Source organism: Amycolatopsis thermalba (genome assembly GCF_003385215.1).
GTDB classification, from domain to species: Bacteria; Actinomycetota; Actinomycetes; order Mycobacteriales; family Pseudonocardiaceae; genus Amycolatopsis_E; species Amycolatopsis_E thermalba.
Window position 1 is genome coordinate 40866 of record NZ_PQHW01000049.1, and the last position, 7668, is coordinate 48533.

Annotated in this window: 10 protein-coding genes; 4 read left to right on the forward strand and 6 right to left on the reverse strand. The window is 72.4% G+C overall.

The features are described 5' to 3' along the window. Nucleotides 1-33 precede the first annotated feature (33 nt). Genes D0D15_RS19995 through D0D15_RS20005 form a run of 3 tightly spaced genes read right to left on the reverse strand, consistent with a single transcriptional unit; the run spans nt 34 to nt 3678 of the window. Nucleotides 34-1695 (reverse strand): DUF885 domain-containing protein, encoded by a 1662-nt coding sequence (locus D0D15_RS19995; protein WP_094007461.1) that lies wholly within the window; start codon nt 1693-1695, stop codon nt 34-36. A gap of 31 nt (nt 1696-1726) precedes the next feature. Next, entirely contained in the window at nt 1727-2611 is an 885-nt protein-coding gene (locus D0D15_RS20000) for a methylenetetrahydrofolate reductase (RefSeq protein ID WP_094007460.1), read from the reverse strand. Between the two features lie 59 nt (nt 2612-2670). Next, on the reverse strand, nt 2671-3678 hold the full coding sequence (locus D0D15_RS20005) for a bile acid:sodium symporter family protein (protein WP_094007459.1): 1008 nt from the start codon (nt 3676-3678) through the stop codon (nt 2671-2673). 72 nt (nt 3679-3750) lie between these two features. On the opposite strand from D0D15_RS20005, the gene D0D15_RS20010 reads away from it, so the two are divergent. Next, complete coding sequence (locus tag D0D15_RS20010; protein WP_094007458.1) at nt 3751-4617, forward strand: LysR family transcriptional regulator; 867 nt, start codon at nt 3751-3753, stop codon at nt 4615-4617. A gap of 106 nt (nt 4618-4723) precedes the next feature. Here the strand turns inward: D0D15_RS20010 and D0D15_RS20015 are convergent, their stop codons facing one another. Together D0D15_RS20015 and D0D15_RS20020 are read right to left on the reverse strand one after the other, a co-directional pair. After that, nucleotides 4724-5032 (reverse strand): AzlD domain-containing protein, encoded by a 309-nt coding sequence (locus tag D0D15_RS20015; protein ID WP_094007457.1) that lies wholly within the window; start codon nt 5030-5032, stop codon nt 4724-4726. Beyond that, a complete protein-coding gene (locus D0D15_RS20020) occupies nt 5029-5691 on the reverse strand; it encodes an AzlC family ABC transporter permease (RefSeq protein WP_094007456.1) in 663 nt (220 codons plus the stop codon). Before D0D15_RS20020 ends, D0D15_RS20015 begins: the two co-directional genes overlap by 4 nt. Nucleotides 5692-5761: 70 nt before the next feature. Here D0D15_RS20020 and D0D15_RS20025 point away from each other — a divergent pair, with 70 nt between their 5' ends. From D0D15_RS20025 to D0D15_RS20035, 3 genes are all read left to right on the forward strand, one after another. Next, nucleotides 5762-6319: a helix-turn-helix domain-containing protein gene (locus D0D15_RS20025; RefSeq protein ID WP_094007455.1), complete on the forward strand. Its 558-nt coding sequence runs from the start codon at nt 5762-5764 to the stop codon at nt 6317-6319. 234 nt (nt 6320-6553) lie between these two features. Next, nucleotides 6554-6766: a hypothetical protein gene (locus D0D15_RS20030; RefSeq protein WP_115944652.1), complete on the forward strand. Its 213-nt coding sequence runs from the start codon at nt 6554-6556 to the stop codon at nt 6764-6766. A gap of 57 nt (nt 6767-6823) precedes the next feature. Next, nucleotides 6824-7540, forward strand: a complete 717-nt coding sequence (locus tag D0D15_RS20035; RefSeq protein ID WP_233157419.1) for an alpha/beta fold hydrolase — start codon at nt 6824-6826, stop codon at nt 7538-7540. Nucleotides 7541-7553: 13 nt separating this feature from the next. Here the strand turns inward: D0D15_RS20035 and D0D15_RS20040 are convergent. Then, on the reverse strand, nt 7554-7668 hold a 115-nt coding region (locus D0D15_RS20040; protein ID WP_162830614.1), incomplete at its 5' end, for an integrase core domain-containing protein.

A 7668-nucleotide genomic window follows, 5' to 3' on the forward strand; every position in this document is an offset into this window, starting at 1 on the left:
CCGCACCGCCACGCAAGCCAAAGTAAAACTCCCCTAGTCGAGTTCGGCGAGTTGTTCGCGCAAGGTGTCCAGGCCCATGCCGCCCAGGCGGAGGGCCTTCGTGTGGAAGTCCTTGAGGTCGAAGGCGTCGCCCTGGCGCTTGCGCGCGTCCTCGCGCGCCTCGATCCACAGGCGCTCCCCCAGCTTGTACGCCGGGGCCTGGCCGGGCCACCCGAGGTAGCGGTCGATCTCGTCGCGCACCAGCGGCTCGTCGGTGATCGTGCGGGTCAGCATGAACTCCAGGCCGAGGGCGGGCGTCCACCGCTCGCCCTCGTGGAACCCGGTGCCGGACGGGATCTCCAGCTCCAGGTGCATGCCGAAGTCGACGATCACGCGTGCGGCGCGGAACAGCTGCTCGGACAACATGCCCAGCAGGTCGCCGTCGTCGGCGAGGTAGCCCAGGTCCTGCATCAGCCGCTCGGCGTAGAGCGCCCAGCCCTCGCCGTGGCCGGAGGTGAACGCCAGCAGCCGCTGGAACCGGTTGAGCGACCGCTCGTGCACCGCGGTGGCGATCTGCAGGTGGTGGCCCGGCACGCCCTCGTGGTAGACGGTGCTGACCTCGCGCCAGGTGGTGAACTCGTCGCGGCCCGGGGGCAGCGACCACCACATGGTGCCGGGGCGGGTGAAGTCCTCGTTCGGGCCCGTGTAGTACGCGCCGGCGCCACCGCCGGGCGGCGCGATCCGGCAGTCGAGGGCCATCAGCGGGTCCGGGATGTCGAAGTGCTTGCCGCGCAGCTCGGCCAGCGCGTTGTCGGACAGCTGCTGCATCCACCGTTGGAAGGCGTCGCGGCCCTGAACGCGGTAGCGCGGGTTCGCGTCCAGCGCGGCGGCGGCGTCGGCGAGGGTGCCGCCCGGCGCGATGCGCTCGGCGACGGCCTTCATCTCCGCCTCCAGGCGCAGGAACTCGGCCCAGCCCCACTCGTAGGACTCGCGCGGGTCGAGCTTGGCGCCGATGAAGTACCGCGACCAGAGCCGGTAGGCGTCCTCGCCGACGGCGTCCTTCGTGCGGGCCTTCGGCGCCAGCTCGGCGCGCAGGAACCCGGCGAGCTCGGCGTAGGCCTCCTGGGCGGCGCGGGCACCGCGGTCGAGGTCCTCGCGCACGGCACCCTCGGGCGCTCCGGCGACCAGGTTCTGGAAGAAACCGGTCTCCCCGGACAGCCCGGCCCACGTCTCGGCCTGCTCGGCGACCTTGGTGACCTGGCGCAGCGCGGGCGCGTTGCCGGCCTCGACGGCGGCCAGCAGCGACGCGCGGATGCCGTCGACCGCGTCCGGGACCTTGGCCAGGCGCTGGGCGATGGTGGCCCACTGCTCGGGCGTGTCGGTGGGCATGAGGTCGAACACCATGCGCAGGTCCTGCACCGGGCTCGCGATGACGTTGAGCGACGCGACGTCCAGGCCGGCGTCGTGGATCTCCAGGTCCAGCCCGATCCGCTCGGTGAACACGGCCTTGGCGGCGCGCTCCCCGGCGTCGGCCGGCTCGGCGGCGGTGACGGCCTCCAGCGCCCGGCGAGCGAGCGCGGCGCGGGCGGCGTGGCCCTCCGGCGAGTAGTCGGTCAGCTGGTCGTCGTAACCCGGGATGCCCATCTCGGTGGCCGCGACCGGGTGCGCGGCGGCGAAGTCCTCGACGAACTGGTCACAGATCTGGTGCACGCCCATGGATGCAACCTACCGAACGCGGCAACCGGGTTTACGCACGCGCGGGCACCAGGCCGAGCCTGCGAACCACCTCACGCGTCGCCTTGGAGCGGTTGAAGGTGTAGAAGTGCAGGTCCGGCACGCCTTCGGCGATGAGCCGCTCACACAGCTCGGTGACCACGTCCAGCCCTTCGGCGCGGAACGCCTTGGGGTCGCCGGCCAGCGGTTCGAGCCGGTCGAGCAGGCGCCGCGGCGCGGGCGCGCCGGACAGGCGGATCGTGGTGTGCAACGTGCGCGGCGTGGTCAGCGGCATCACACCGGGGATGAGCAGCGCGTCACAGCCCGCGGCGGCGACCCGGTCGCGCAGCCGCAGGAAGTCCTCGGCCTCGAAGAACAGCTGGGCGATGCCGAAGTCGGCGCCGGCGCGGAACTTGCGCACCAGGTACTTGGTGTCGGTGTCCAGGTCCAGCGAGCGCGGGTGGCCGTAGGGGAACGCGGAGACGCCGACGCAGAAGTCGCCCAGCGAGCGGACCAGCGCGACCAGTTCCTCGGCGTAGCTCAGGCCCTGCGGGTGCGGCACCCACTCGCCGTACGGGTCGCCCGGCGGGTCGCCGCGCAGCGCGAGGATGTTCCGCACGCCGACGGCGGCGTACCAGCCGATGACGTTGCGCAGCTCGGCGACGGAGTGGTCGACCGCGGTCAGATGCGCCATCGGCACCAGCGTGGTCTCGGTCGCCACCCGCGCGATGCTGCGGATGGTGCCGTCCCGGCTCGACCCGCCCGCGCCGTAGGTGATCGACATGTACGCGGGGTCCAGCGGCTCCAGCTCGCGGATCGACCGCCACAGCACGGCCTCGTCCGCCGCGTCGCGGGGCGGGAAGAACTCAATGGAGAACGCCGGGGACTCCCCTCGCAGGCGCTCGATCACCGACGTCATGCGCGCAATGGTAACCGGTGTCCGAAAGGTGGGAAACGAGGTCCGCCACTTGGGAACGGCTAACGCACCCCGGCCGCGGCGGGTTGGCCGGCTTCGGCCTGGGCGCCCCACCGCCGCGCGAGCACCGCGCAGATCATGAGCTGGGCCTGGTGGAACAGCATCAGCGGCAGCACGATCAGGCCGACCGTCTGCGCCGGGAACAGGACCGCGGCCATCGGCAGCCCGCTGGCGAGGCTCTTCTTCGACCCGGCGAAGATGATCGCGACGCGGTCCGCGCGGTCGAAGCCCAGCTTCGGCGTGACCAGCTTGAGGATCCAGAACACCGCGTAGAACAGCGCCAGGTTGACCACCACCAGCGCGCCGAGCGCGAGCGGGGTCAGCTGGTGCCAGATCCCGGCGACAACACCTTCGCTGAAGGCCGCGTAGACCACCAGCAGGATCACGGTGCGGTCGGCGCGGCCGAGGATCTTCTTGTGCCGCGTGAGGAAACCGCCGATCCAGCGCCGCGCGATCTGCCCGGCGACGAACGGCACGAGCAGCTGCAGCACGATCGAGGTCACGGCGTCGAGCGAGAAGCCGTTGCCGGTGCTGTGCAGCAGCAGGGCGACCAGCAGCGGCGTGACGACGACGCCCAGCAGGCTGGAGAACGACGCGGCGCAGATCGCGGCGGCCACGTTGCCCTTGGCGATCGAGGTGAACGCGATCGAGGAGTTCACCGTCGACGGCAGCGTGCACAGGAAGATGACGCCGGCCACCAGCGCGGGGGTCAGCACGCCGGGTTCGAGGAGTTTCGTGGCGAGGCCGAGCAGCGGGAACAGCACGAAGGTGGAGACGAGGATCACCAGGTGCAGCCGCCAGTGCTTGAACCCGGCCACGGCCTCGGCGGTGGACAGGCGCGCGCCGTAGAGGAAGAACAGGGCGCCGACGCCGATCGAGGTGACCCAGGAGGCGACCTCCGCGCCCTGGCCGCGCGCCGGTACCAGGCAGGCGATCCCGACCGCGGCGAGGATGCCGAGGATGAACGGGTCGATGCGGAGCTTGGCGAGGAGCGCGGCTGGGCTTTTCACGTCTTCGATCGTCCGCTGAAGTGCGCCGATTGTGAAGTATGATGAAGGGCATAACTGCTATCGCGATTCGCGATGGAGGTCGCGGTGCTCGATCCGGTGTGGCTGCGGACGTTCCTGACGGTGGCCGAGACGCGTAGTTTCACGCGCGCCGGGCAGCGGCTCGGGCTGCGGCAGTCGACGGTGAGCCAGCACGTGCGCAAACTCGAGGAGGCCACGTCGCAGCAACTCCTGCTGCGCGACACGCACTCGGTTGCGCTGACGCCCGACGGCGAGGCGATGATCGGCTTCGCCGGGACGATCCTGGAGGACATCGAGCGGGCGCTGGCCTACTTCGCCGGGCCGGAGCTGCGCGGGCGGGTGCGGTTCGGCGCCTCGGAGGACTTCGTGGTCGGGCCGCTGCCGGAGATCCTGCGTGAGTTCCGGCGGCTGCACCCGCTGGTCGACCTGGAACTGACGGTGGACCTGTCCGGTGTGCTGCACGAGAAGCTGCGCGCGGGCGAGCTGGACCTGGTGCTGGGCAAGCGCCGCGCGGGCGACGAACCGGGTAGTCCGTTGTGGACGGACCCGCTGGTGTGGGTGGGGCGCGAGGGGTTCACGCTGGAGCCGGGCGCGCCGGTGCCGCTGATCGCCTACCCGCCGCCGAGCATCACCCGCGCCCGGGCACTGGAGTCGTTGCAGGACAACGGGAAGCCGTGGCGGATCGTGTGCACGAGCGGCAGCCTGAACGGCCTGCGCGCCGCGGCCCTGGCCGGGCTGGGGGTCGTGGTGTTCGCGCGGAGCCTGATCCCGGCCGGGCTGGTGGAACTGCCGCCCGGCCACGGCCTGCCCGACCCCGGCGAGGTGCAGTTCCTGCTGACGACCCGGTCGGCCACACCACGCGGCCCCACGGCGGCCCTGTCGGAGGCGATCCGCGCGGAGGCCAGCAGGCTGCACGGTTAGGCCCGCGCTACGGATGCCCCAGCTCCAGAGGTCGCCAAGCAGCGGCACGCGGTGGAGTGCTGCATCAACCGGCTCAAACGCAACCGGGCAATGGCCACCGGCTGGGTCAGGGCACGCCGGCCAGCCGCAGCAGCGCCGTGACCGCCGCGGCGGTCACGACCACCACCAGGAACGGCGCCTTCCGCCAGGCGAGGACGCCGCCGACCGCGACCCCGATCGGGCGGGCGAACCCGGCGAAACCGTGCCCCTCCGTCAGCGCGCTCGTCGCCACCACGGCGACCAGCAGCACCGTCGCCGAGATCGTCATCAGGTTCTGCACCCTGGGCGGCATCCGGGTCTGCAGCAGCGGCCCGGCGAACCGGAACGCGAACGTGCCCACGGCCAGGACCGCGATCGCGATCAGCAGGGTCGTCATCGCCGCCCCACCAGCACCAGCACGCCGGCCAGCGCGAGCAGCACCGGCAGGCCCGCGGGCAGGACCGGCGTCACGGCGAGCGCGATCACCGCGCCGGCCAGCGCCGCGTGACGGGTCGGCCGGTCCCGCAGCGACGGCAGCACCAGTGCGAGCAACACGGCCGGGAACGCGGCGTCCAGCCCGAACGCGTCGGTGTCGCCGATGGCCGTGCCCGCGAACGCACCCGCGACCACCCCGACGTTCCAGCACACGAAGATGCTGATCCCGCACGCCCAGTACGCGGCGCGGCGGCGCCCGGCGTCCTCTTCCGCCATCGCGAACGCCACGTTCTCGTCGGTCATCAGGTGGCTGCCCAGGACGCGCCCGCGGCGGCCGAGCACGTCGCTGACCGCCATACCGAACGGCAAGTGCCTGCTGTTCACCAGCAGCCCGGCGACCGCCGCCGCGAACGGGCTGCCCCCGGCGGCCACCAGCCCGACGAACAGGAACTGGGACGCACCGGCGAACACCAGCAGCGACATCACCACCGGCAGCCAGGCGCCGAAGCCGGATCCGGTGCTGATGGCGCCGTAGGACACGCCGACGACCCCGTCGGCGAGCGCCACCAGGGCGACGTCGCGCACCAGGCGACGGTCGAGTGTTCGGTAGATCGTACGCATCGCCTTCTATACTGAACAGACGCACGACCGTTCGTCAAGCCGAACAACCGGACTTCTGGAGCGAACAAGCATGGCCGAGCGCGGCGCACCACTCGACGTCATCGCGGCTTCCCTGCGGCGCGAACGCGCCCGCACTGGGCTGTCCCTCACGGAGGTCGCCAAGCGGGCGGGTATCGCCAAGTCGACGTTGTCCCAGCTGGAGGCCGGCGGCGGCAACCCGAGCGTGGAGACGCTGTGGGCGCTGAGCGTGGTGCTCGACGTGCCGTTCGCGCGGCTCGTCGAACCGGTGCGGCCGCAGGTGCAGGTCATCCGCGCCGACGAGGGCCCGACGTTCTACTCCGAGCGCTCGGACTACGTCGCGACGCTGGTGGCGTCCTGCCCGCCGAACGCGCGCCGCGACCTCTTCCGGATCGCGGCCGAGCCGGGCCCGCCGCGCCGCTCGGACCCGCACATGCCGGGCGTGGTGGAGCACGTGGTCCTCAGCGCGGGCCGCGCCCTGGTCGGCCTGGTCGACGAGCCGGTGGAACTCGCCCCCGGTGACTACATCGCCTACCCCGGCGACGTGGAGCACATCTTCCAGGCCCTGGAACCCGGCACGCGCGCGGTGCTCGTCTCCGAGCACAGCTAGATGACAGGTCGAAGAGGTGGATTGTCCAGCGCCACTTCGACTCCACCGTGGGGCACTTCTGATCGGCCGACCGGACGCTGGCCCGGCTGGTCGCCGCCGGCCTCGGGGAGGTGGCCGGGGACCGGGCGCCGGACCGGCAGGAGCACCGCATCACCGCGGCCGGCCGGGCGGCTCTCGCCGAGTGGCTCGCCAGTGAGCCGGAGCGCCACGTCGAACGGAACCCGTTCCTGGCGCGTGTGTTCTTCGGCGACGGTCTCGACGACGACGGCCTCCGGCCGCTGCTCGCCCGGCACGGGAGGAGGTCCGGGCGCGGCTGGCGCGTTTCGAAGACATGCGATCCGCAACCACCGCGGCGCCCGGCTCCGCCTGGCGACGCTGGACAACGGGATCGCGCACCTGCGCACCGAACTCGCCTGGCTCGACGCGGTCGAGGAGGAGATCGCGTGACCGGCTTCCCCGAGGTGCACCCCGCCCGCACGGACACCGCGCACCCCGCCGCTGGTGATGTTGCACGGCGGCAACGCGGCGAACTGGATGTGGGAGCCGCAGGTCGCCGCCCTGACGGATCGGACGGTGCTCACCCCGGACCTGCCCGGGTTCGGGGAGCGGGGCGGCGAGGACTGGCCGGGTCTGGACGCGGTGGCCGACGACGTGGTGGCCCGGGTGAGCGCGCGCCGCGTGGACGGCCCGTTCGATCTCGTCGGGCTCTCGCTGGGCGCGGTGACGGCGGTGCGGGTGCTGGCCCGGCATCCCGGCCGCGTGCGCTCGGCGTTCCTGACCGGGGCGCCGCTCGCGCGGCCCGGCGCGGCGGTGCGCCTGGTCGCCCGGCTGCAGCTGCTGTTCTGGCGGGCGCCGTGGTTCTGGCGGGCCCTGGCCGCGGGGTTCGGGCTGCCGGCCGGGGCCCGCGAACGCTATGTGGCGCACGGGTTGTCGGTGCGCCGCGAGACCGCGTCCGCGATGTTCGCCGACGTGTACGCGGGCGGCGTGCCCGCGGGCGTGGGCGACTACGCGGGCCCGCTGCTGGCGATCGCGGGCGAGAAGGAGGACGTGGTGGTGCGCCGCTCCCTGGCGACGCTGGCCCGCATCGCCCCGCAGGCCCAGGTGCGGCTCGCGCCGGGCATGCACCACATCTGGAACGTGGAGGACACCGCGCTGTTCAACGAGGTCCTGCGAGCCTGGCTGACCGGCACGACGGACCCGCGGCTCCTCCCGGTGCGCTAGATGTATCCGGCCGTTAGGTTGGTAGCCGGCTGATGGGCGGTCGTCCTCCGAGTGCGCTGTGGCGGCGTTCAGTGTTGTAGTGCTCGATCCAGGCTGCAAGTGCTGCTGCTCGTGCCTCGTTGCTGGTG